We start from the raw sequence: 21,857 nt of genomic DNA on the forward strand, positions 1-21,857 counted from the left end.
AGATCTGCGCCGAGGACGCCGACAGCTCCTCGCTGGAGGCCGCGACCGCGTCCGCGGAGGCGACGACCGAGGCCATGACGCCGCGCAGGCTCTCCATCGCCGCGTCGAGCGCACGACCGGTCTGGCCCAGTTCGTCGCGCGAGCGCAGACCGCTAATACGGGTCAGGTCGCCGTCGGCCAGTCCGGCGGCGACGTGCTGGACGCGCCGCAGCGGGCGGACGATCTGGCGGCCGATGACCAGCGCCAGCGCCAGGCCGAGGACGGCGCCGACCACCAGGATCACCAGGACCTGCGTCCGGGCGCTGTGGTACGACGCCGCGGCGTTCGCCTGGGTGCCCTCGACGGCGTCGGTCTGTGCGGCGCCCAGCGCGTCGCCGGCCTCCACGACGACGCCGAACAGGCGGTCGCACTCGGCGAGGACGGGCGCCACGTCGACGGCGGGGTCCATCGCCCGGCTCGCGGGCAGGATCGTGCCGTCCCGGTAGGTGCGGTACTCCGCGACGGCCGCGAGGTAGCCGTCCAGCAGGCCCGGGTCCACCGCCTCCCGGCGCAGGGCCGCGACCGCGGTGTCGAAGACCTGGTCGAACCGGGTGATCTCCTGCTCGCGGCGCGGCTTGTCCGTCACCGGTCCGGCGAGGTGGAGCAGCACGCGCTGCCGCATGCTCCCCACGGCCTCCTGGGCCTCCGCCAGGTCCCTGAGCGGCACCGCGCCGTCGCTGTAGATGCTCTCCGCCGCGGCGTTCACCGTCCCGAGCTGCACGACGGCGAGGCCCCCGACGGCGCCGGCCACCAGCAGCAGTGCGGCGAGCAGGGACATGAGCTTGGTGTTGACGCGCAGGTCGGCGAACCAGCCGGCACGCGGGCGGGATGCGGCGTTCACGAGAGCCTCCTGGGCTTCCTGTGCACGCTGCGACGGGTGTGACGGGCGTGCAGCAGGAATGGTGGCGGCGGCCGGCGCCCACGCCGCGCTGCCGGAGACGCCCCGGGACGGATCGTTGCGGAGGAGGCGGTGACCGCCCGCCGCGCCGTCGCCGAGTCGACGGAGCCCGCCGGTGACCGGCCGGGCCCGGGGACGTCCGTGCAGGTCGGCGCGGGGGAGGGGCGCTGTGTCGACCCACAGCGGGCGGTGACCGCGCGACGGGGGAGCGGTCGTCCCGGGCCGGCGCGCGACGCGCCGCGGCGGGGGTCAGGCGAGCAGGTCGCCGAGCAGCCGGAGGACGGCGAGGGCGGCGGCCGGGTCGGCCACCCGCTGGGTCGCGGCCGTCTCGCCCTCGCCGACCTTGATGCCGACGTCGTCCGGGCCGAGGGAGCGGAAGACGTCCTCGTCGGTGCGGTCGTCGCCGAGGTAGACGACGGCGGCGGCGCCGATCTCCGTGCGCAGCCGGCGCACGGCGCTGCCCTTGTCGGCGTCGGTGACCGCGAGCTCGAGCACCGCCTTGCCCGGCTTCTTCGTCAGTGACGGATCCGCGACCGCGTCCGCGGACGCCAGCAGCGCGGTGGCCGCGGCGGGGTCGGTCACCTGCCGGACGTGGACGGCGACGCTGGCGGGCTTGACCTCCAGCCGCGCACCGGGGACCGCGGCCACCAGCGGCGCCAGCTGCCCGGCGAGGGCGTCCCGGCGGCCGGCCAGGTCGCCGGTGAGCGGGCCGTCGAACTCGGCGCCGTGGCTGCCCACCCAGCGGTAGGGGCCGGTGAAGCCGCTGACCGCGCGCAGGTCCTCGAGCCCGCGGCCGCTGACCAGCGCCACGGTCACGCCGTCGGCGGCGGCGACCCGGGCGAGGGCCTCGGCGGTGCCGGGGGAGGGGACCGCCGCGCCGGGGTCCCCGACCAGCGGGGCCAGCACGCCGTCGTAGTCGGAGGCGACCAGCAGCGGGCGGCGGGCGGCGACCGCCGCCAGCGCGGCCGCCGTCCCCTCCGGGACGCTCACGCCTGGGCGCGCAGGGCGTCGAAGAAGGACGACGCCCAGTGGTCGAGGTCGTGCTTGGCCAGGTACCGGCGCATGGCGCGCATCCGGCGGGCGCCCTCGTCGGGCTCGATCCGCAGCGCGCGCAGCAGCTGGTTCTTCACACCGGCGATGTCGTGCGGGTTGACCAGGAACGCCTGCTTGAGCTCGGCGGCGGCGCCGGCGAACTCGGACAGGACGAGCGTGCCGCCGAGGTCGCCGCGGGCGGCGACGTACTCCTTGGCCACGAGGTTCATGCCGTCGCGGTAGGGCGTCACGAGCATGACGTCGGCCGCGCGGTAGAGGGCGGCGAGCTCCTCGCGGGGCATCGACTGGTTGAAGTAGTGCACCGCCGGCCCGCCGATGGAGCCGAAGACGCCGTTGATGTGGCCGACCTGCTGCTCGATCGTCTCCCGCATGTGCACGTAGTGCTCGACCCGCTCGCGGCTGGGCGTGGCCACCTGCACCATGACGGTCCCGGGCGCCTCGATCGCGCCGTCCTCGAGCAGCTCCTGGAAGGCGTTGAGCCGGACGCTGATGCCCTTGGTGTAGTCCAGCCGGTCGACACCCAGGATGATCTTGTCCGGCTCGCCGAGCTCGGCGCGGATCTCCGCGGCCCGCTTGACCACCTCCGGCGAGGAGGCCAGCTCGTCGAAGGCGGCGACGTCGATGGAGATGGGGAACGCCCGTGCGGTCACCGTGCGCCCGTCGTACTCGACCGTCGCGCCGCGGGTGGGCAGCTCGTGCAGCCGGCGGGCCAGCTGGACGAAGTTCGCCGCGGCGCTCGGCCGCTGGAAGCCGACCAGGTCCGCGCCCAGCAGCCCCTCGACGATCGCCGACCGCCACGGCAGCTGGGTGAACAGCTCGTAGGGCGGGAACGGGATGTGCAGGAAGAAGCCGATCGTGAGGTCGGGCCGGCGCTGCCGCAGCATCGCGGGCACCAGCTGCAGCTGGTAGTCGTGCACCCAGACGATCGCGTCCTCGGCGGCCACCTCCGCGGTCCGCTCGGCGAAGCGCTTGTTGACCTGCACGTAGGCGTCCCACCAGGTGCGGTGGTACTCCGGCTTCTCGACCACGTCGTGGTACAGCGGCCACAGCGAGGCGTTGGACATGCCCTCGTAGTAGCGGTCGACCTCCTCCTCCGAGAGCTCGACGGGGATCAGCGACATCCCGCCGGACTCGAAGGGCTCGGGCGCCTCACCGGCCGAGCCGGACCAGCCCACCCACGCGCCGCCGCGGCCGGCGACGAAGGGCTCGAGCGCGGTCACCAGGCCGCCGGGGCTGCGCTGCCAGCGCGTCGTCCCGTCGGGGTCGGTCACCTGGTCGACCGGCAGCCGGTTGGCCACCACGACGACGGGACTGTCCGCCCCCACGTCTCCCGCGCCTGTCCTGGCCATACGCCGTCGACCCTACTGAGACGCAGCGGCCACGTCACCCGCAGGGCCGGTCAGCGCGCCAGCAGGTACCCGGCGGCCGCGGCACCGAGGCCGAGCACCAGCGTCGCCGCGAGGTAGGCCGCCGCCCGGCCGACGGCCCGCTCCTCGACCAGCCGGACGACGTCGGCGCCGAAGCCGGAGAAGGTGGTCAGCGTCCCGCAGAAGCCCGTGCCGACCAGCGCGACCACCGCCGGGGGCGTGTCACCGAGGCCCAGCAGCACGCCGAGCACGGCCGAGCCCGCGACGTTGACCGCCAGCGTGCCGACCGCGGGGTCCCGGCCCGCCCGCCCCGCGAGGCGGACCGCCAGCAGCCGCAGCGGCGCGCCGACCAGCGCGCCGGCCGCGACCAGCAGCGGGGTCACGGCGTCCGCCGCCGGACCGCGAGCAGGCCGGCGGCCGTGGCCAGCACCCCGCCGAGGACCGAGGCGAGCACGTAGCCCGCGGCGAGGAGGACCCGGCCGGCGTCGGTCAGCTCGACGACCTCGACGGCGAACGCGGAGTACGTCGTGTACCCGCCGAGCACGCCGACGGCGAGGAACGGGCGCACCCACGCCGGCTCCGGGCCCGCGGTGAGCAGGCCGAGGAGGACGCCCATCAGCAGGCAGCCGGTGAGGTTGACCAGCAGCGTCGCCCAGGGCCAGCCGGCGCCGGGGGAGGGGAGCGCCTCGGCGACGCCCCACCGCGCCAGCGCCCCCAGCGCCCCGCCGGCCGCCGCCAGCGCACAGGCCGCCGTCGGGGCCCTCACCGCCGGCGGGTCTCGGGGAACAGCAGGTCGACGAAGCGCGCCGCGGTGGGCTGCGGCTCGTGGTTGGCCAGCCCCGGGCGCTCGTTGGCCTCGACGAACACCGCGTCGGGGCCCTCGACGTCGGGGACGAGGAAGTCGACGCCGGTCACGGGGATGCCGATCGCCCGGCTGGCCCGCACCGCCGCCTGGCCGATCGCCGGGTGCAGTCGGTCGGTGACGTCCTCGATGGTGCCGCCGGTGTGCAGGTTCGCCGTCCGCCGCACGCGCAGCCGCTGCCCGTTGGCGAGGACGTCGTCCATCGCGTACCCGGCCGCGCGGACGACGTCGGTGGTGACGTCGTCGAGCGGGATCCGCGACTCGCCGCCGGTGGCCCGCTCCCGCCGCCGGCTGGTCTCGCGCACCAGCTGGGCCACGGTGCTGCGGCCGTCGCCGACGACCTCCGCGGGCTTGCGCACCGCCGCGGCGACCACCTCGTGGTCGATGACGACGACGCGCACGTCCTCGCCCTCGACGAGCTCCTCGACCAGCACGTCCGGGCAGTACAGCCGCGCGGCGTCGACGGCCCGAGCGAGCTCCTCCTCGCTGGTCACGCCCACCGTGATGCCCTTGCCCTGCTCGCCGCGGGCGGGCTTGACCACCAGCTCCCCGCGCTCGGCCAGCAGCTCGCGGGCGGGGCCGAGGTCGTCACCAGGCACGGTGACACCGCGGGGCACGCGCACCCCGGCGGCCTCGACGATGCGCCGGGTGACCCGCTTGTCGTCGCAGCGGCTCATGGCGACGGCGGTGGTGAACTCCGACAGCGACTCGCGGGTCAGCACCCGGCGGCCACCGAGGGACAGCTGAATCTCGCCGAACTCGGCGTCGGTCACCTCGACGCGGATCCCGCGCCGCAGCGCCTCGTCGGCGATGATCCGCGCGTAGGGGTTCAGCCGGGTCAGCCCCGGCGGGCGGGCCGCGAACAGCGGCGTGTTGATCGGGTTCTTCCGCTTGACGCACACCGCGGGCGCGCGCACGAAGCCGAGCTTGCGGTAGAGCGCGATCGCGCCCTTGTTGTCGTGCATCACCGAGAGGTCGACGTAGGAGCGGCCGCGGCCGACGTACCGCTCGGCCAGCACCCGCACCAGCGCCTCGCCGGTGCCGGGCGGCGCGCTCTGCCCGTCGACGGCGAGGCACCACAGGCTGGTGCCGCCCTCCGGGTCGCCGAAGGCCAGCACGTGGTCGACGCCGGTGACCGTGCCGACGACGCGGGAGGTCCGGGTGTCCTCGGCGACGAGGTAGGTGAAGGCGCGGGTGCGGTGGTTGGCCCACATGGTCTCGGGGTCGCCGGTCACCATGCCGTTGCGGGCGTAGATCTCGTTGATCGCCACCATGTCCTCCAGCGAGGTCACCGTGCGCACGAAGACGCCGCGGATGAGCTCGGGGCGGGGCCGGTAGCGGTAGAGGTCCAGCCGGTAGGTGTAGCTGGGGTCGATGAACAGCTCGTCGGGCGCGAGGCCGACGAGGACGTGCGGGTCGCGGGCGTAGATGCAGATGTCGCGCTGCCCGGTCTCCTCGGCCCGCAGCGCGGCGAGGATGTCGCGCATCTCGGTGAAGGTCTGGCCGAAGACCAGGCGCCCCCACGCCAGGTCCAGCACGACGTCGGCGGCCATGCCCTCCAGCTGGTGCTCGGAGGGCCGCATCCAGTTGCGTCCGGTGAGGTCGGGGGTGCCGGCCACCGCCGTGCGGCGGCGGTGCCCGGCGAGCCGGGGTGCCACGGTGCGCCTCCTCAGACCCCGTGGTTCTGCAGCCACAGCTCCAGCAGGCCCAGCTGCCACAGCTTGTTGCCGCGCAGCGGCGTGAGCTCGCCGTTGGGGTCCTCGAGCAGCCGGGACACGTACTCCGGGCGGAACAGCGCCCGCTCCCGCGCCGCCTCGCTGGACAGCGCGTCCTTCACCAGGCCGAGCACCTTGCCCTCGAGGTGGGTGATCGCCGGCACCGGGAAGTAGCCCTTGGGCCGGTCGATGACCTCCGGCGGGATGATCCGGCGGCCGATCGCCTTGAGCACGCCCTTGCCGCCGTCGGCGAGCTTGAGCTCCGGCGGGCACTGGGCCGCGAGCTCCACCAGGTCGTGGTCGAGGAAGGGCACCCGGGCCTCCAGGCCCCACGCCATCGACATGTTGTCCACCCGCTTGACCGGGTCGTCGACGAGCATGACCTCGCTGTCCAGCCGCAGGGCGGCGTCGACGGCGGTCTGCGCGCCGGGGCGGGACATGTGGTCGCGGACGAACTCCAGGCTCGGGTCGCCGTCGAGGGCGTAGCGCTCGCCGACGAGCGCGCGCATGTCCTCCGCGCCGCGGTCGAAGAACGCCTTCGCGTAGCGCTCGACGGCCTCCTCGCGGTCGACGTCGGCCAGCGGCGGGTACCAGTGGTAGCCGGCGAAGACCTCGTCGGCGCCCTGCCCGGACTGCACGACGCGGATCGACTGGCTGACCCGCTCGGACAGCAGGTCGAAGGCGACGACGTCGTGGCTGACCATCGGCTCGGCCATCGCGCCGATGGCGTGGCCGAGCGCGGCGGCGAGCTCGTCGGAGGACACCCGGATGCGGTGGTGGTTCGTGCCGAACCGCTCGGCGATGACGTCGGAGTAGCGGAACTCGTCGCCCGCGTGGCCGCCGACGGTCTCGAAGCCGATCGAGTAGGTGGCGAGGCCGGTCTGCCCCTCCTGGGCGAGCAGGCCCACGATCAGGCTGGAGTCCAGCCCGCCGGACAGCAGCACGCCGACGGGGATGTCGGAGACCAGGCGGCGGCGGACGGCGACCCGCAGCGCCTCCTCGATCGCGTCCTCCCAGTCGCGGTTCGACCAGCCGGAGTGCTCGGGACGCCGCTCGTAGGTGGGCTCCCAGTAGCGGTGCTCGCGGCTGGTGCCGTCGGCCTCGATGACGCGGACGGTGGCCGGCGGCAGCTTGCGGACGCCGTTGAGCAGGGTGCGCGGCGCGGGGACGACGGCGTGCCAGGTCAGGTAGTGGTGCAGCGCGACGGGGTCGATGGAGGTGTCGACGTCGCCGGCGCGCAGCAGGGCCGGCAGCGACGAGGCGAACCGGAGCCGGCCCGGCGTCTCGGCGAGGTACAGCGGCTTGATGCCCAGCCGGTCGCGGGCCATGACGACCCGGCCGGTGTCCCGCTCGTGGATGACGACGACGAACATGCCGTGCAGGTGGTCGACGAAGTCGAGGCCCCAGTGGTGGTAGCCCTTGAGCAGGACCTCGGTGTCGCTGGTGGAGAAGAAGCGGTAGCCGTGGCCCTCGAGCTCGGCGCGCAGCTCCTTGTAGTCGTAGATGCAGCCGTTGAAGACCGCCTCGAGGCCCAGCTCGCTGTCCACCATCGGCTGGGAGCCGCTGGGGGAGAGGTCGATGACCGACAGCCGCCGGTGGCCGAACGCCACCCGGCCGGCGCTCCACTGGCCCTGGCCGTCCGGCCCGCGGGGGACCAGCGCCTCGACCATCCGCGCCACCGCGGTGGTGTCGGCCAGGGAGCCGTCGAACCTGATCTCGCCGGAGAGGCCGCACATGGGTTCGATCCAACCCCAGGGTGCCGGGCCTCGCGACGTGGTGGGCCCAGTTCACAGGAAGGTCACACGGCCCGGTTCCACGTGGAACCGGGCCGCGCGACCTCCCGCTAGGCGGTCAGCGCGGCGACGGCGGCCGGGACGTCGACCAGGCCGGCGCCCTTGTCGTACGACGTCGTCCGGCTGCCGACCGCGGTGTAGGCGGCACCGTCGGGATAGCGGTGCGCGGTCGAGGTGAGCGCCTCCTCGACCTCGGCCGGGGTCGCCGCCGGGTCGGCCTCGAACAGCTGGGCGACGATGCCCGCGACGTGCGGCGCGGCCATCGAGGTCCCGCTGATCGTGGTGAAGGTGCCCAGGTCGAGCAGGCCGGGACCGTTGCGCGGGTCGAGGCCGGTGGCGCAGACCGGCAGGTACGGCCGGCACGACGACGTGATGGCCTCGCCGGGCGCGGAGACGTCCGGCCAGGTGGAGGGGTCGGCCGCGGCGCCGCGCGAGGAGAACCCGCTGACCGCGCCGTCGCGGGTGCCGGTGTCCTGGTCGGAGTAGGACGCGACGCTGATGATCCCGCCGGTCGGGTCCTGGCCGGGCGGGTTGGTGAGCGACGTCGAGCCGTCGCCGCCGTCGTTGCCGGCCGCCCACACGGTGACGACGCCCTCGGCCGCCAGTGCGCGCTGCAGCTTGACCGTGGCGCTCTCCGGGTCGAACTCCCCGCCGCCGCTCGGGCCGTAGGAGTTGTTGGTGACCCGGATGGGCGGGCAGACGTCGGCGGGGACGTCCGCGCCGCACGGGTGCTCGTGGTTCTCCAGGACCCAGTTCAGCGCCGCGTCGGCGCCGACGATGAGCAGCGCCGCGCCGGTGGAGACGGACACGAGGCTCGCGCCGGGGGCCGCGCCCTGCAGCCGGCCGCCGTCGGGGAGCGCCGTCGGTCGGCCGGCCACGATCCCGCTGACGTGCGTGCCGTGCCCGCCGACCGACAGCGTGTCGGTGTCGACCGCGGTCGGCACCCGGACGACGCAGTCCGGCGTCGTCGCGGTCTCCAGCAGGCACAGGCTCTTCAGGTTGGCCACGACGGCGCTGCCGCCGTCGGGGTCGCGCAGGTAGGGGTGGGTGGGGTCGACGCCGGAGTCGATGACGGCGACCGAGACGCCGCTGCCGTCGAGCGGGGAGCCGTCGGGGCCGGTGAGCGTCCGCACGGCCTGCGCGCCGCCCGTGGCGGTGTGGGAGGTCTCCTGGGCGAACTCGATCGGGGTGTTGCCCTCGAGGTAGGTGACGCCGGGCTCGCCGCGGGCGGCCCGGACCTGGGCGGCGGTGCCGCGGGCGACGACCACGCCGATCCGCTCGAACTCGGTGACGGTCCGCATCCCGCTGGCGGCGACGGCGGCCCGGGCGGCCTGCGCGTCCTCCCCGTGCACCAGGACGGTGGTGGGGACGGCGGCGGCCAGGCCGGCGAGCTGGTCGGCCAGGAAGTCCTGGACGGGGGCGAGCGGATCGGGGGCCGCCTGGGCGGGGGAGGCCAGCAGCGCGCCGGCGACCAGCGCGGCCAGGCTCCCTCCTCCGAGCGCGCGACGGGTCGACCGGGTCATGGGCTCTCCTCGTTGAGAACTGACGGGTGCCCTGCTCGAACGAGTCGCTGCGACGCCGGTCACGCCGTGGGGGCGACCGGGCGTGTCGCCGGGTTCCAGGTGCCGGGCCGGCCGCTCCCGTTGGGCAGGGTGGGGGCGTGTACGACGACCCGCCGGGCGAGGCGCCCTGGGCGATGCAGCTGGTGGCGCGTGTGGAGCGGGTCGACCCGCCGGGCCGGACGGCCGTCTGCGAGGCGGCGGCGGTCGCGGTCGTGCGGCTGCTCGCCGACGACCGGGCGCTGCCCGGCGGGGAGTGGGAGCCGCTGGTCCGCCGGTGGACCGACGGGGCGATCCGCAAGCACTGCCGGCGGGCGCGGGGGGTCGCGTGGGACCGGGTCTCGGGGCTCCCGGGGGTGACCGCCGCGGTCGCCGGGGCGGAGGTCCGCGCGCTGGTGCCGGGCCCGACCGACGCCATCCCCCCGGAGGTCGCGAAGCTGCAGCTGACCGGCAGCGAGCTCGACGACCCCGGCGCCCGGCCGGTGGTCGACCCGGAACCGGGCGGCCCGCTCGTCGTCTCGGTCTGCCCCGAGCCGTTCCTGCCGCTGGGCAAGGCGGCCGCGGCCTGCGGTCACGCCGCGCAGCTGTCGGCGGTGCGCATGCGCGACGGGCGGTTCGACGCCTGGGCGGCCGCCGGCTTCCCCGTGGTGGTCGAGCACCCCGACACCGCGCGGTGGACGGCGCTGCGCCCGCGGGCGGACGTCGAGGTGGTCGACGCGGGGTTCACCGTGGTCGCCCCCGGGACGAGCACCGCCCTCGCCCGCTGGGCCTAGCGCGGCGCGCCCGCGCGTCCTCGCCGCGTGTCGACCTGGTGTCGTCTCCCGCGCACGGAGACGACAGCAGGTCGACACCGCGCGCTCAGCCGTAGTAGAGGGCGACCGGGCGGCCGTCGATCTCGCGGACGTCGACGGTGGTGTCGTAGACGGCCGCGAGCACCTCGGGACGCATGACGTCGCGCGCGGGGGCGTCCGCGACGACGGTGCCGTCCCGCATGGCCACGATGCGGTCGGCGTGAGCAGCCGCCGAGTTGACGTCGTGCAGCACGGTGACGACCCGCTTGCCGAGCTCGTCGGCCATCGTCCGGACCAGCCGCATGATCTCGGTCATGTGCCGCAGGTCGAGGTTGTTGAGCGGCTCGTCGAGCAGCACGTACTCGGTGTCCTGCGCGAGGACCATCGCGATGAAGGCCCGCTGGCGCTGACCGCCGGAGAGCTCGTCGAGGTACCGGTCCCGGTAGGGGTCGAGCTCCAGGTAGGCGATCGCCCGGTCGACGTGCTCGCGGTCGGCGACGGTGAGCCGGCCCCGGGAGTGCGGGAAGCGCCCGAACTCCACGAGGTCGGAGACGGTCAGGCGCGCGGCGACGTGGTTGTCCTGGCGCAGCACGGCCAGGCGCCGGGCCAGCTCCCGCGACGGCGTCGTCGCGACGTCCAGGCCGTCCACCGTGACCCGGCCGGCGTCCGGCCGGACCAGGCGGCCGACGAGGCCGAACAGCGTCGACTTGCCCGCGCCGTTGGGACCGATGAGCGCCGTCACCCCCTCGCCGCCGAAGCGGATCGTGACGTCGTCGACCACCGTCTGGCCGCCGTAGCGCTTGGTGACGCCCTCGAGCGCGATCACCGCGCCCCCTTCCGCAGGACGAGGTACAGGAAGAACAGACCGCCGGCGAAGTCGATGACCGTGGAGAGGGTGCCGCCGAAGCCGAGCACCCGCTCCAGGACCAGCTGACCGCCGAGCAGGCAGGCGACGCCGAGGAGCACCGCCGTGGGCACCGTCCACACGTGGCGGAACGAGCCGGCCCACGAGTAGGCGAGGTTGGCGACGATCAGGCCGAAGAACAGGATCGGCCCGACGAGCGCCGTCGACGCCGCGACCATCACCGAGACGACCAGGAACAGCGTCAGGACCACGCGCCGGTGGTCGACGCCCAGGCCCACCGCGGCCGGCTCGCCGAGGGTCAGCACGTCGAGGGTGCGCAGCAGTGGCACCACCACCGCGCAGCCGAGGACGACGAGGCCCGCGGTGAGCGCCAGCAGCGTCTCGTCGGGCCGGGTCAGGGAGGCGAAGAAGGCGTCGGAGAGCACCTGGAAGTCCAGCGGGTCGAGCATCCGCTGCATCCACTCGCTGAAGGCGCGGAAGAACGTGCCCAGCACGACGCCGACCAGCAGCATCAGGTGGATGGAGCGCCGCTTCCCGCCGAACAGCCAGGTGAACAGGACGACGCTGAACCCGACCATGACCGCCACCTGCACCGCCCACAGGACGAGCGGGTCCGCCGCCAGGAACGCCGCGGACCCGGCGGCGAAGACGACGACGGTCGAGACCAGCACGTAGAACGCGTCGAACCCCATGATCGACGGGGTGAGGACGCGGTTCTGGGTGATCGTGTGGAAGACGACCGTCGAGACCCCGACCGCCGCCGCGACGACGACGACCGCGGCCACGGTCAGGCCGCGCTTCTCCAGCGCGTAGGCCAGCGACCCCGGCACGTCGGTGAACAGGTAGAGCGCGGTCAGGACGACGACGACCGCGCCGAGCACGGCCAGGCGGGCGGCGGGCCCGGCCCGGCGCACGCGCACCGCCGCGCGGGGGCGGACCGTCGTCGGGGCGGGGTCAGTGAGCACGGCTCCCCCTCCGCAGCAGCAGCCAGAGGAACAGCACCGCGCCGACGATGCCGACGACGACCGACAGCGGGATCTCGTAGGGGAAGCGCAGGACCCGGGCGAGGACGTCGCAGGCGACGACGAACACGGCCCCGAGCGCGGCCACCCACGGGATCGCGCGGCGGACGTTGTCGCCGATCAGCAGGCTGACGACGTTCGGGACGACAAGGCCGAGGAACGGGACCAGCCCCGCGGTGACGAGCACCGCCGCGGTGATGACCGCGACGACGACCATCCCGACGGCCACCCACCGGCGGTGGTCCAGCCCCAGGTTGGTCGCGAACTCCTCGCCGAGGCCGATGACGCTGAACCGGTCGGCGGCCAGCCAGGCGACGACGACCATCACGCCGGCGATCCACACGAGCTCGTACCGGCCCTGCACGACGCCGGCGAAGCTGCCCTGCGCCCACTGCCCGAGGGACTGCAGCAGGTCCAGGCGGTAGGCCACGAACGTCGTCACCGCGCCGACGACGCCGCCGAGCACGATGCCGACCAGCGGGACGAGGACGAGCTGGCGGACCGGCACCGCCCGGACCACCCGCAGGAACACCCAGGTGCCGAGGAGGCCGAACACCGCGGCGACGGCCGTCTTGCCGACGACGGCCAGCCCCGGCAGGAACACCGTCGTCACGAGCATGCCGAGCGTGGCGAACTCGGTGACGCCGGTGGTGCTCGGCTCCACGAACTTGTTCCGCACGAGCATCTGCATGATCAGCCCGGCGATGCCCAGCGAGGCGCCGGCGAGGACCAGGGCCACGGTGCGCGGGATCCGGGTGGCTCCGAGCAGGAAGGCGGCGGTGCCGTCGGACCCGCCGGTGAGCACCGACACCGGGGAGACGTCGGAGACGCCGATGAACAGGCTCGCGACCGCGAGGACCGCGAGCAGCACGCCGACGAGCACCCCCACGCCGGTGCGCCGGGGGCGCGCCGGGGCGGGGGTGCTCGTCCGACCCGTGTCGAGTGCCGTCACGGCGGAGGTGCGGGACTCAGCCGGCGATCTGCAGGACGTCGTCGATCATGATCCGGGTGGTGTCGATGCCACCGAAGACGACGTACCAGGCGACCGGGTCGAGGTAGTGGATCTGGCCCTGCTGGGCGGCGGTCGTCTGCGCGACGACGTCGTTGTCGAGCACCGCCGCGGCCGCCTGCGCGCCCTCCTCGCCGGTGGCGGCGTCGCGGTCGACGACCCACAGGTGGTCGGGGTCCGTCTCGAGCAGGAACTCGAAGGAGACCGGCTCGCCGTGCGTGGCGGCCTGGATGTCGTCGACGACGGGCTGCACGCCGAACGCGTCGTAGATGAGACCGCCCCGGGCGCCCCGGGCGTCCGCGCCGTCGCCCGCCGGGGCCATCGCGCTGAGCTCGCCACCGGCCACCATGAGGCCGAGGCCGGTGCCCGCGTCGGCGGTGGCGGCCCGCGCCTCCTCGATCCCCGCCTCCAGGTCGGCGACGGCCGCGGCCGCCGCGTCCTCCGCGCCGAGCACCTCGCCGAGGAAGGTGGCGTTGCGCTCGAGGGTCTCGGTGTAGCTGCCGCGCAGGCTCAGGTCGACGGTCGGCGCGATCTCGCTGAGGTCCTCGTACAGCGTCGAGGAGCGGCCGCCGATGACGATGAGGTCGGGCTGCTGCGACTCGATCTCGACCAGGTCGGCCTCGAACAGGGTGCCCGCGTCGAAGGCGTCGTCGGCCAGGTACCGCTGCAGGTAGTCGGGCACCGAGTCCAGCGGGGCGCCGGCGACCTCCCCGCCCAGGGCGCCGATGGTGTCGAGGCTGGCCATGTCGAAGACCACGATCCGCTCGGGGTCCACCGGGACCTCGACCGTCGTCTCCTCGTACTCCGGCTCCTGGTCCTCGGCGGCGGTGTTCCGGTCCCAGGTCCAGGTCACGGTCCCGGCGTCGGTCGAGGCCTCGGCCACCGGCCCGTCGGACGAGCACGCGCCGAGCGCGAGGACCGTGGCCAGGGACAGGGAGGCGGCCGCCAGCGGCCGGGTCGCGGTGCGCATCGTTCTCCTGCTCGAAGTAGGTCAGGCTGCCCTAACTGAGGACGGCCTAACCTGTCACAGCCCCCGGGGCAACGGAACGGCGGGGTCCCCTCACGGCCGGTTGCCCCCCTCCACCGGCGGGCAGGAGCGGCCCATGCAGACACGCACCCTCGGGTCCCTGTCCGTCCCCGCCATGGGGCTGGGCTGCATGGGGATGAGCGAGTTCTACGGCACCGGCGACCAGGCCGAGGCCGAGCGCACCATCCAGCGGGCCCTCGACCTCGGCGTCACCCTCCTCGACACCGCGGACATGTACGGCCCGTTCACCAACGAGCGGCTGGTCGGGAAGGCGATCGCCGGCCGCCGCGACGAGGTGGTGCTCGCGACCAAGTTCGGCAACGAGCGCGGCGAGGACGGCTCGTTCCGCGGGATCAACGGGAGGCCGGACTACGTGCGGCGGGCCTGCGACGCCTCGCTCGAGCGGCTCGGTGTCGACGTCGTCGACCTCTACTACCAGCACCGGGTGGACACCACCGTCCCGGTCGAGGACACCTGGGGCGCGCTGGCCGAGCTGGTCGAGGCGGGCAAGGTGCGCACCGTCGGCATCTCCGAGGCCGCGCCGGAGACCATCCGCCGCGCGCACGCCGTCCAGCCGGTGACCGCCGTGCAGACCGAGTACTCGCTGTGGAGCCGCGACCCCGAGGAGGACGGCGTCCTGGCCACCTGCGCCGAGCTCGGCATCGGGTTCGTCGCCTACTCGCCGATCGGCCGCGGCTTCCTCTCCGGGCAGATCCGCAGCGTCGACGACCTCGCGCCCGACGACTTCCGCCGGCACAACCCGCGGTTCCAGGGCGAGGCGTTCCAGCAGAACCTGCGCCTGGTCGACCGGGTGCGCGAGATCGCCGACGAGAAGGGCGTGACGGCGTCGCAGCTCGCGCTGGCGTGGGTGATGGCGCAGAGCGACCGCGGGGGCAACCCGGGCGTGGTGCCGATCCCCGGCACCAAGCGGGTGCGCTACCTCGAGGAGAACGCCGCGGCCGCCGACGTCGAGCTGTCCGACGACGACCTGCGCCGGCTCGACGAGGCCGCCCCGGTCGGCGCCGCGGTCGGCGACCGCTACCCGGACATGTCCGGCGTCCACCGCTGACGGAGGACCTCGCTGCCCCCACCCCTCGCGCGCTCGCGCCGGGCCCCTGCGGGGAGGCCGGACCACGCGGCCGTCCGGGGCGTGACGGCGCCCAGCACCTCGGCGACGTGGGCGCGGGCGGCGGCGGCCAGCCGGGCGCCGGCGTCGGCCCACGCGTCGCGGACCTCGCGCGCCGGCCAGGCCTCCGGCTGCAGCGCCGGGGGCAGCAGCGGGTCGCCGGTGAGCACCGCCCGCACGTCCGCCCGCAGCCGCAGGTGGCGGCCGAGCGCGGCCGGGCCCTGGGGCACCGCGTCCGCGACCGCGCGCAGCCGGTCGAGCACCCGGGTCCAGGCGGCGGCGAGCCGGGGGAGGTCCCAGCAGCGGGTGGCCAGGTCGGCGTCGGACAGCCGCGGGTCGGCCACGCGCGCGGTGAGCAGGTCCAGCCGGGAGGTGCGCTCGCCGGCCAGCTCGGCGCGCACCTCCTCCAGCGCGGCGGCGTGCGGCGACACCCACGTGGCCGGCGCCAGCGGGCCGAAGCCGGCGCGGGCCAGGCCGCGCCGCACCCGCTCGCGGGCCGCGCGGTCGGTCTCCGGCACGCCGTAGACGACCATCCGCCACTCCCCGTCCCACGGGCCCAGCCGCGACCGGACCCGGTCGCAGCGGGTGGTGACCGCCGCGCGCAGCGCCGCGGTCGGGGCGAGCAGCGTCTCCCGCCCGCGCCGGGACGCGGTCAGCCACCCGGCGCGGCGCAGCGCCGACGCGGCGGCCCGGGTGCTCGGCTCGGCCACCCCGCACGCCGCGAGGAGGCCGACCAGGGCCTGCAGCGGCACCGGGTCGCCCGTGACGGCGTCCAGGTGCTCGGCGCACAGGTCCACCACCAGGTCGCGGACGGTCATGGCCCGTGCCTACCCCGCGCCCGCTCCCGGCTCCCCCGGAGGGCGCGCGATCATGGGAGGCGATGAACGCCCTCCTCGTCTGGTCGGCCACGGCGGTGGCCCTGCTCGTCGCCCTCGCCGGCCTGGCGTCCACCCTCGCCCGCCGGCGGATCGGCCTGCTGCACCTGGCCGGCGCCGCGGTGCTCGAGGTGCTGCTCGTCGTCCAGGCGGTGGTGGCGGCGGTGGCGCTGGCGGACGGGCAGCGGCCCCCGGAGACGGCGACCTTCGTGGGCTACCTGGCCGGCGTCGTCCTGCTGCCGGTGGCCGGGGTGCTGTGGTCGCGCACCGAGCCCAGCCGCTGGGCGGGGACGGTGCTGGCCGTGGCGTCGCTGGTGACCGCCGTCATGGTCTGGCGGCTGGTGCAGCTCTGGGAGGCCCCCGGTGCCTGAGCGGGACGCGCGGGGCACCGCGCCGGGCGGGACCGCCGCCGGGCCGGGCCGGGTGCTGGTGGCCGTCTACGCCGTCTTCGCGCTGGCAGCCGGCGCGCGGGCCGGCGTGCAGCTGGCCACCCGCTTCGACGAGGCGCCGGTGGCCTACCTGCTGTCGGCCCTGGCCGCGGTGGTCTACCTGGTCGCCACCGTCGGGCTGGCCCGCGGCGGGCGGGCGGGACGGCGGACCGCCGTCGTCGCGTGCTCGGTGGAGCTGGCCGGCGTGCTGGTGGTGGGCGTGCTGTCGCTGGTGGACCCGGCGGCCTTCCCCGACGAGACGGTGTGGTCGGCGTTCGGCCGCGGCTACGGGTTCGTGCCGCTGGTGCTGCCGGTGCTCGGCCTGCTGTGGCTGCGCCACCAGGCCGACGTGGCGGCGGGGGAGGAGGCGGCCGGGACCGTCCCCGAGGACGGTCCCGGCCGGTCCTGAGCGGTCAGAAGTCGCCGCCCCCGAAGTCGCCGCCGAAGTCCCCGCCCCCGAAGTCCCCGCCCCCGAAGTCCCCGCCCCCGAAGTCCCCGCCGCCGTAGTCGCCGCCGTCGAAGCCGTTGTCGGCCCCGCCGGCGAAGTCGGCGCCCGGGTCGCCGCCGTAGCCACCCTCGGAGGCCGCGTAGTCGCCGCCGCCGCCGCCGCCGTCACCGCCGCCGCCGTCACCGCCGCCGTCGCCGCCGGCGCCGTCCTGGTAGCCCTCGGCGTAGGCCTCCTCGTCGCCGCCGCCGAACAGGCCGCCGTCACCGAGGCCCGTGTCGAACAGCGCGTCGGCGACCGCCGTCCCGACGACGAGGCCGCCGATGGTCCCGAGCAGGCTGCCGCCGATCGAGCCGGCGAAGCCGCCCATCCGGGGCCCGTAGCCGCCGCCGTAGCCGTACCCGCCACCGCCGTAGCCCGGGCCGTAGCCCGGGCCGTAGCCGGGGCCGTACCCGCCGCCCCCGTAGCCGGGGCCGCCGCCGTAGCCGCCGAAGGTCCGCTCGAGGAACCCGGGCTGGCGGAGCTCGGCGCGGGTGGCGACCCGGGCCAGCGTCTGGGCGTCGTCGCTGCGCGGACGCTCGGACGCCGGTACGCCGGCCGCGAGCTGGGTGAGCACCTCCTGCCGCTGCTCCGGGGTGAGCTGGGCGAAGGCCTCCGCGTGCGCCTGCTCGATCTGGTCCGGCGGCGCGGTCTTCAGCAGGTAGCGGTAGCGCTCGATGGCCTGCTGGTCGGTCAGCGGGCGGTCGCCGGAGGCCCGCCGGGCCGCGGGCGGGGCCGGTGCGGGCGGCGGGGCGTAGCCGTCGTAGCCGCCGTAGGCCGGGGGCTCCGGCGCGCGGCGCCGGCCGAGGAGCCGGTCGAGCAGTCCCATGACGTCTCCCTCCCGAGTGGTCCCCGGGAGGGTGCCCGTCACGCAGCCGCGCACACCTGTCCGGGCAGGTCACCTGGCGGTCGGGAGGAGTCGGCCCGGGCGGCCGGTAGATTGGTTGCGTGCGACCGGACGGGAACCGACCGCAGGAGGGGCAGGGCCCGCCGCCCGGCGTGCTCCCCGGCGTCGGCGGTCCCACCGACTCGCCGTCCGGTGACGGCATCCCGCCCCGCACCCGCGCCGCCATGGCCGAGGCCACGGCACCTGCCGGGGACGACGCCACCGACCGGCAGGCCGGCGTCGTCAGCGCCGCCACCGCCGTCGTCTCCGAGCACCGAGGGGACCACGCCGCGTCCACCGCCCTGCCCGCGGTCCTGGCCGACGTCCCGGTCGCGGTCCTGCTCATCGACCAGGAGTCGGGCGCGGTCACCTACGCGAACACCGCCGCGGTCGAGATGGCCGGCAACGTCCGCCTGCCGGTCGACGTCGACACCTGGGGCGCGTGTGCCGGGCTCACCGACCTCGGCGGCGCGCCGCTCGCGCGCACCAGCGGCCCGCTGTCGCTGGTGGCCCAGGGCCGGCCGGTCACCGGCGAGGCGGTGCGGCTCTCGCCGGGCCGCAGCACCGACGCCGGCCGGGCCCGGGAGGACGACGGCGGCGCGGACCGGCTGCTGTGGGTGACCGGCTTCCCGCTCTCCCAGCCGGACAGCAGCCAGCAGCTGTCGCTGGTGGTGCTGCTCGAGGTCGAGAACGCGGGCGGCGAGGACGCCGACGCCGAGCTGCAGGCGCTGCGCGAGCGGGCCGTCGTCGCCACCGACATCGCGTTCACCATCACCGACCCCCGCCAGCCGGACGACCCCCTGGTCTGGGTCAACCCGTCGTTCTCCCGGATCACCGGGTACTCCTACGAGGAGTCGGTGGGTCGCAACTGCCGCTTCCTGCAGGGCCCCACCACCGATCGGGCGAGCGTCGAGCAGATCCGCGCGGCTTCGCGGGCGCGGGAGGCGGTCACCGTCACGCTGCTCAACCACCGCCGCGACGGCACCGCCTTCTGGAACCAGCTCGCGATCAGCCCGGTGTTCGACGGCGACGGCGAGCTGGTCAGCTTCGTCGGCGTGCAGACCGACGTCACCGAGCGGGTGCGGGTCGAGGCCGAGCGGGAGGCGGCCTTCGCCGCCGAGCAGGCCGCCCGGCGGGAGGCCGAGCTCGCCCGCGCGGTCGCCGAGCAGGCCCAGCGCGACGCCGAGCGGGCGCAGCGCGACGCCGAGAGCGCCCAGGCCCGGCTCGCGCTGATGGCCGAGGCGACCAGCGCGCTGATCGCCACCCTCGACATCGCCGACGTGCTCGACCGGCTGGCCGCCCTGTGCGTGCCGCAGCTGGCCGACTGGGCGGTCATCACGCTGGTCGACGAGTCCGGCGAGGTCCGGGAGCTGGTCTCCCGCGATCGCGAGCACCAGCGCACCGACCTGCGCCGGTTCGACGCCGGGCACGCCCTGCGGTTGCCCCCGGACTCGCCGAGCCAGCGCAGCATCACCACCTCGCGCGCGGTGCTGGTCGAGCGGCTGCCCGAGCGGCTGGACGACGTCACCGCCTCCCCGGTGGCCCGGGAGATCGCCGGGCGGCTGGGCGCGGCGTCGGCGCTGAGCGCGCCCATGGTGGCCCGCCGCCGGACCCGCGGGGCGATCACGCTGGTGCGCACCTCCCCGGAGCGCCCGTTCACCCCCGACGACGTCGGGCTGGTCGAGGACCTCGCCCGCCGGGCGGCCCTGGTCATGGACAACGTGCGGCTCTACCAGCAGGAGCACGCCGTCGCCGACACCCTGCAGCGGTCCCTGCTGCCGGACCTGCCGGAGATCCCCGGGCTCGAGGCCGCCGCGCACTACGTCAGCGCCTCGACCGCCGCCGACGTCGGCGGGGACTTCTACGACCTGCTGCAGCTGCCCGACGGGTCGGTCGGGATGGTCGTCGGCGACGTCGCCGGCCACGACGTCGCCGCGGCCGCCGCGATGGGGCACCTGCGGGGGCTCATCCGCGCCTGCCTCTGGGACGCCCCCGACCCCTCCCCGAGCACGGTGCTCACCCGCGTGGACCGGCTGGTGCAGGGCCTGCGGGTCGCCTCGCTGGCGACGATGGCCTACCTGCGCGCCCTCCCCCCGGACGGGCCCGGCGGCGCCTGGACGGCGCAGCTGGCCAACGCGGGCCACCCGCCGCTGCTCCTGCGCTCACCCGACGGGTCCGTGCGGCCGGTCGACGGCGTCACCGGCCTGCTGGTCGGCGTCGACGCCACCGCCGAGCGGCGGACGCGGACCCTGCGGCTGCCGCCGGGCTCCACGGTGCTCGCCTACACCGACGGGCTGGTGGAGACCCCCGGCTCGGACCTCGACCAGGGCATCGCCGCGCTGGTGGAGCGGGTGTCGGCCACCCCGGCCGACGCCTCGCCCCGCGAGCTGTGCGACGCCGCGGTGAGCGGCACCCTCGACGGCCGCGACGACGTCGCGCTCATCGCCGTCCGCTTCGGCTAGCGGACGGAGTCCTCCCGGCCCCTCCGCGGGGTCCCGCCGCGAGCTGGCGAGCGGTGGGGCGGAGGGGGTCCTCCATCAGGCGCCGTCGGCCTCCACGAACCCGTAGCGGCCGCGGTGGAACAGCAGCGGGCGGCGGCCGGGGTCGGCGCCGAGGTCCAGCACGCGGGCCGCGACGATCGTGTGGTCGCCGCCGTCGTACTCCGCCCACAGCGTGCAGTCGATCCACGCGACGACGCCGTCGAGCACGGGGGAGCCGTGCCGGCTCGGCCGCCACGGGACGCCGGCGAACTTGTCGACGCCCGAGCGGGCGAACGCCGCCGACAGCCCGGACTGGTCCTCGGCGAGGACGTTGACGCAGAACCGGCCGATGTCCCGCAGCCGCGGCCAGGTGCTCGACGTGCGCGCCGGCGCGAGCGCCACCAGCGGCGGGTCCAGGGACAGCGAGCTGAACGACTGGCAGGTGAAGCCGATCGGGCCGTCGTCGGTGTCCGCGGTGACCACGGTGACGCCGGAGGCGAAGTGGCCGAGCACGTCCCGCATGACCCGCGGGTCGACGACCTCCGCCGGACCGCTCACGCCGTCGTCCCGGCGGCCGCCCGGGGCACCGAGCGGCCGCCGGCGCGGTACAGGGAGCTCGGCAGCTCGTGGCCGACCGCGGACTCGGTGACCCGCGCGGCGGCCAGCAGCGCGTCCAGGTCGATCCCGGTGCGCACGTCGGACTCCTCCAGCCAGTAGACGAGCTCCTCGGTGGCGATGTTGCCGCTCGCGCCGGGCGCGAACGGGCAGCCGCCGAGCCCGCCGACGGAGGCGTCGAGCTGGGTCACCCCGGCCTGGACGGCGGCCAGCGCGTTGGCCTGGCCGGTGCCGCGGGTGTCGTGGAAGTGGACCGCGACCGGGGTGCCGGGGCAGGCGCGGCGGACGGCGTGCAGCAGGCGGACCACCCGCGCCGGCGTCGTCGTCCCGATCGTGTCGCCCAGGCACAGGGCGTCGGCGCCGGCGGTGACCGCGGCGCGGCAGACGTCGACGGTGCGGGCGATCGGGGTGCGCCCGTCGAACGGGCAGTCCCACGCGGTGGCGACGACGACCTCCAGCGAGCCGCCGGCGCCGTGCGCCAGCGCGGCCACCTCACCGACGCCGGCCAGCGCCTCCGCGGTGGAGCGGCCGGCGTTGGCCCGGCTGTGCCCGTCGGAGGCGGACACGACCAGCTCGAGGTCGGCGATGCCGGCGTCGACCGCGCGGACCGCGCCGCGGGGGTTGGCGACCAGCGCCGACCAGTGCACGCCGGGCCACCGGGACAGCTCGGCGGCCACCCGGTCGGCGTCGGCCAGCGCCGGGACGGCCTTCGGCGAGACGAACGACGTCACCTCGATGCGGCGCACGCCCGTGGCGACCAGCGCCTCGAGCATCGCGAGCTTGCCCTCGAGCGGGACGGGGGCCTCCAGCTGCAGCCCGTCGCGCATGCCGACCTCGCGGACGTCGACCGCCGTCGGCAGCACCAGGTCGAAGTCCGACGGCACCGCTGCCCTCCTGTCTGCTCGCCCGGACGGGGGAACCCGACCATCCTGCCTCGCGAAGGGGTTCCACGTGGAACGCAGG

At 75.8% G+C, this 21,857-nt stretch carries 21 protein-coding genes; 5 read left to right on the forward strand and 16 right to left on the reverse strand.

Annotated features, from left to right (window positions below; genetic code table 11):
* The 8 genes from ACFO3M_RS10665 to ACFO3M_RS10700 all read right to left on the reverse strand — a co-directional run.
* A partial coding sequence (locus ACFO3M_RS10665; protein ID WP_387988566.1) for an MCP four helix bundle domain-containing protein occupies positions 1-880 on the reverse strand: 880 nt, incomplete at its 3' end.
* A 306-nt stretch (positions 881-1,186) separates the two neighbouring features.
* Positions 1,187-1,927: a trehalose-phosphatase gene (gene otsB / locus ACFO3M_RS10670; protein ID WP_387988567.1), complete on the reverse strand. Its 741-nt coding sequence runs from the start codon at positions 1,925-1,927 to the stop codon at positions 1,187-1,189.
* Entirely contained in the window at positions 1,924-3,315 is a 1,392-nt protein-coding gene (locus tag ACFO3M_RS10675; protein ID WP_387988568.1) for an alpha,alpha-trehalose-phosphate synthase (UDP-forming), read from the reverse strand. The genes otsB and ACFO3M_RS10675 overlap by 4 nt, the downstream gene beginning before the upstream one ends.
* A gap of 74 nt (positions 3,316-3,389) precedes the next feature.
* A complete protein-coding gene (locus tag ACFO3M_RS10680) occupies positions 3,390-3,740 on the reverse strand; it encodes a fluoride efflux transporter FluC (protein WP_387988569.1) in 351 nt (116 codons plus the stop codon).
* Complete coding sequence (locus tag ACFO3M_RS10685; RefSeq protein ID WP_387988570.1) at positions 3,737-4,123, reverse strand: fluoride efflux transporter FluC; 387 nt, start codon at positions 4,121-4,123, stop codon at positions 3,737-3,739. Before ACFO3M_RS10685 ends, ACFO3M_RS10680 begins: the two co-directional genes overlap by 4 nt.
* On the reverse strand, positions 4,120-5,877 hold the full coding sequence (gene ngg / locus ACFO3M_RS10690) for an N-acetylglutaminylglutamine synthetase (RefSeq protein WP_387988571.1): 1,758 nt from the start codon (positions 5,875-5,877) through the stop codon (positions 4,120-4,122). The genes ACFO3M_RS10685 and ngg overlap by 4 nt, the downstream gene beginning before the upstream one ends.
* 11 nt (positions 5,878-5,888) lie before the next feature.
* Positions 5,889-7,670: an N-acetylglutaminylglutamine amidotransferase gene (locus ACFO3M_RS10695; RefSeq protein WP_387988572.1), complete on the reverse strand. Its 1,782-nt coding sequence runs from the start codon at positions 7,668-7,670 to the stop codon at positions 5,889-5,891.
* Between the two features lie 107 nt (positions 7,671-7,777).
* Entirely contained in the window at positions 7,778-9,250 is a 1,473-nt protein-coding gene (locus ACFO3M_RS10700) for a S8 family serine peptidase (RefSeq protein ID WP_387988573.1), read from the reverse strand.
* A gap of 137 nt (positions 9,251-9,387) precedes the next feature.
* On the opposite strand from ACFO3M_RS10700, the gene ACFO3M_RS10705 reads away from it, so the two are divergent.
* Positions 9,388-10,059: a peptidyl-tRNA hydrolase gene (locus ACFO3M_RS10705; protein WP_387988574.1), complete on the forward strand. Its 672-nt coding sequence runs from the start codon at positions 9,388-9,390 to the stop codon at positions 10,057-10,059.
* Positions 10,060-10,144: 85 nt separating this feature from the next.
* Here ACFO3M_RS10705 and ACFO3M_RS10710 read toward each other — a convergent pair whose 3' ends face one another.
* The 4 genes from ACFO3M_RS10710 to ACFO3M_RS10725 all read right to left on the reverse strand — a co-directional run bounded on the left by ACFO3M_RS10710 (position 10,145) and on the right by ACFO3M_RS10725 (position 13,943).
* Positions 10,145-10,903: an iron ABC transporter ATP-binding protein gene (locus ACFO3M_RS10710; protein WP_387988575.1), complete on the reverse strand. Its 759-nt coding sequence runs from the start codon at positions 10,901-10,903 to the stop codon at positions 10,145-10,147.
* Entirely contained in the window at positions 10,900-11,907 is a 1,008-nt protein-coding gene (locus ACFO3M_RS10715; RefSeq protein WP_387988576.1) for an iron chelate uptake ABC transporter family permease subunit, read from the reverse strand. The genes ACFO3M_RS10710 and ACFO3M_RS10715 overlap by 4 nt, the downstream gene beginning before the upstream one ends.
* A complete protein-coding gene (locus tag ACFO3M_RS10720; RefSeq protein WP_387988577.1) occupies positions 11,897-12,853 on the reverse strand; it encodes an ABC transporter permease in 957 nt (318 codons plus the stop codon). Before ACFO3M_RS10720 ends, ACFO3M_RS10715 begins: the two co-directional genes overlap by 11 nt.
* 79 nt (positions 12,854-12,932) lie before the next feature.
* A complete protein-coding gene (locus ACFO3M_RS10725) occupies positions 12,933-13,943 on the reverse strand; it encodes a siderophore ABC transporter substrate-binding protein (RefSeq protein WP_387988578.1) in 1,011 nt (336 codons plus the stop codon).
* 133 nt (positions 13,944-14,076) lie between these two features.
* Here ACFO3M_RS10725 and ACFO3M_RS10730 point away from each other — a divergent pair, with 133 nt between their 5' ends.
* Entirely contained in the window at positions 14,077-15,069 is a 993-nt protein-coding gene (locus ACFO3M_RS10730) for an aldo/keto reductase (protein ID WP_387988579.1), read from the forward strand.
* Here the strand turns inward: ACFO3M_RS10730 and ACFO3M_RS10735 are convergent.
* Entirely contained in the window at positions 15,039-15,944 is a 906-nt protein-coding gene (locus tag ACFO3M_RS10735) for a PaaX family transcriptional regulator C-terminal domain-containing protein (RefSeq protein ID WP_387988580.1), read from the reverse strand. The two genes, ACFO3M_RS10730 and ACFO3M_RS10735, sit on opposite strands and share 31 nt — an antisense overlap.
* Positions 15,945-16,006: 62 nt before the next feature.
* Here ACFO3M_RS10735 and ACFO3M_RS10740 point away from each other — a divergent pair, with 62 nt between their 5' ends.
* Together ACFO3M_RS10740 and ACFO3M_RS10745 are read left to right on the forward strand one after the other, a co-directional pair.
* Positions 16,007-16,372 carry a hypothetical protein gene (locus tag ACFO3M_RS10740; protein ID WP_387988581.1) on the forward strand — a complete coding sequence of 122 codons (366 nt, stop codon included), beginning with the start codon at positions 16,007-16,009 and terminating at the stop codon, positions 16,370-16,372.
* On the forward strand, positions 16,365-16,838 hold the full coding sequence (locus ACFO3M_RS10745) for a hypothetical protein (RefSeq protein ID WP_387988582.1): 474 nt from the start codon (positions 16,365-16,367) through the stop codon (positions 16,836-16,838). The genes ACFO3M_RS10740 and ACFO3M_RS10745 overlap by 8 nt, the downstream gene beginning before the upstream one ends.
* Positions 16,839-16,842: 4 nt before the next feature.
* Here ACFO3M_RS10745 and ACFO3M_RS10750 read toward each other — a convergent pair whose 3' ends face one another.
* The gene (locus tag ACFO3M_RS10750) at positions 16,843-17,742 is read right to left on the reverse strand and encodes a hypothetical protein (protein WP_387988583.1); all 900 of its coding nucleotides are present in this window, start codon (positions 17,740-17,742) and stop codon (positions 16,843-16,845) included.
* 119 nt (positions 17,743-17,861) lie between these two features.
* Between ACFO3M_RS10750 and ACFO3M_RS10755 the strand changes: the two genes are divergently transcribed.
* Positions 17,862-20,261, forward strand: a complete 2,400-nt coding sequence (locus ACFO3M_RS10755) for a SpoIIE family protein phosphatase (RefSeq protein WP_387988584.1) — start codon at positions 17,862-17,864, stop codon at positions 20,259-20,261.
* Positions 20,262-20,336: 75 nt separating this feature from the next.
* Here the strand turns inward: ACFO3M_RS10755 and ACFO3M_RS10760 are convergent, their stop codons facing one another.
* Positions 20,337-20,837, reverse strand: a complete 501-nt coding sequence (locus ACFO3M_RS10760) for a flavin reductase family protein (protein ID WP_387988585.1) — start codon at positions 20,835-20,837, stop codon at positions 20,337-20,339.
* Positions 20,834-21,778: a hydroxymethylglutaryl-CoA lyase gene (locus tag ACFO3M_RS10765; RefSeq protein WP_387988586.1), complete on the reverse strand. Its 945-nt coding sequence runs from the start codon at positions 21,776-21,778 to the stop codon at positions 20,834-20,836. The genes ACFO3M_RS10760 and ACFO3M_RS10765 overlap by 4 nt, the downstream gene beginning before the upstream one ends.
* Positions 21,779-21,857 lie beyond the last annotated feature (79 nt).

Origin of the sequence: Geodermatophilus arenarius, assembly GCF_042654585.1 — a bacterium.
Taxonomy (GTDB): domain Bacteria; phylum Actinomycetota; class Actinomycetes; order Mycobacteriales; family Geodermatophilaceae; genus Geodermatophilus; species Geodermatophilus arenarius.